Below are 949 nucleotides of genomic sequence, written 5' to 3'. Positions count from 1 at the left end.
GGCAGCGCCGGGAAGCAGGACGGTGTCCAGGATCCGGTGGTCCTCCAGCCAGCGCTGCCGCGCCAGCGAGATGCGACCGGTGAACAGGTGCGTGCCGTCGGGCAGCGTCGTCACCGCGCTCAGCAACGGATGGTGAGCCGGGCGCAGGCCGGCCGCGGCCAGGTCGGCGCCGGTGTGCGGCGCGAGCCAGTAACGCTTGCGTTCGAAGGCGTACGTGGGCAGTTCCACCCGTGCGCCGGCGGGCTGGTGCCAGTCGACGTCCAGGCCGGCGGTGAAGGCCGCCGCCAGGCTGGCGTGGAACCGCTCCAGGCTTCCCTCATCACGGCGAAGGGTTCCGGTGACCAGTGCGGGCTCGACGTCGAGGGCGTGCAGGGTGTCGTTGACCGGGAGGGTCAGGACCGGGTGCGGGCTCGCCTCGACGAACGCGGTGTGCCCGGAGCCGGCCAGAACACCGATGGTCTCCTCGAAACGGACCCGCTCACGCAGGTTCCGATACCAATAGGCGGCATCGCACACGGTGGTGTCTTCCAACAGACCGCCGGTCACCGTGGAGTAGAACGGAATCACCGACTGCCGCGGGCTGATCCCCTCCAGCGCGTTGAGGATCTCTTCCTGAACGGCTTCCACCTGCGGCGAGTGGCTGGCGTAGTCGACCGGGATCATCCGCGCACGCACACCACGGCCCTCACACTCCGCGACCACGGCCTCCAGCACACCCTGCTGACCAGCAATGATCGTCGTATGCGGACTGTTCACCGCAGCCACGCCTGCCGCAGCGCCGTGGGACGCCAGCAACTTCTCCACATCGGCGACCGGAAGGGCCACGTTCGCCATCGACGACGAACCCGTCAACCGCGTGATAGCCCGACTCCGCAACGCCACGATGCGAGCGGCGTCATCGAGCGACAGCACACCCGCGACATGCGCGGCAGCGATCTCACCCTGCGAG

The 949-nt window shown here is 69.0% G+C and carries 1 protein-coding gene; it reads right to left on the bottom strand.

The window, feature by feature from the left end:
* Positions 1–936: acyltransferase domain-containing protein (locus NQO67_RS43485; RefSeq protein WP_255956195.1), on the bottom strand; the 936-nt coding region annotated here is incomplete at its 3' end.
* Positions 937–949: the final 13 nt, after the last annotated feature.

It is taken from the genome of Streptomyces odontomachi (assembly GCF_024435355.1).
In the GTDB taxonomy this organism is placed as follows: domain Bacteria; phylum Actinomycetota; class Actinomycetes; order Streptomycetales; family Streptomycetaceae; genus Streptomyces; species Streptomyces odontomachi.
The sequence above is the reverse complement of the archived record's forward strand: the minus strand, read 5'-3'. Positions and strand labels throughout refer to the sequence as shown.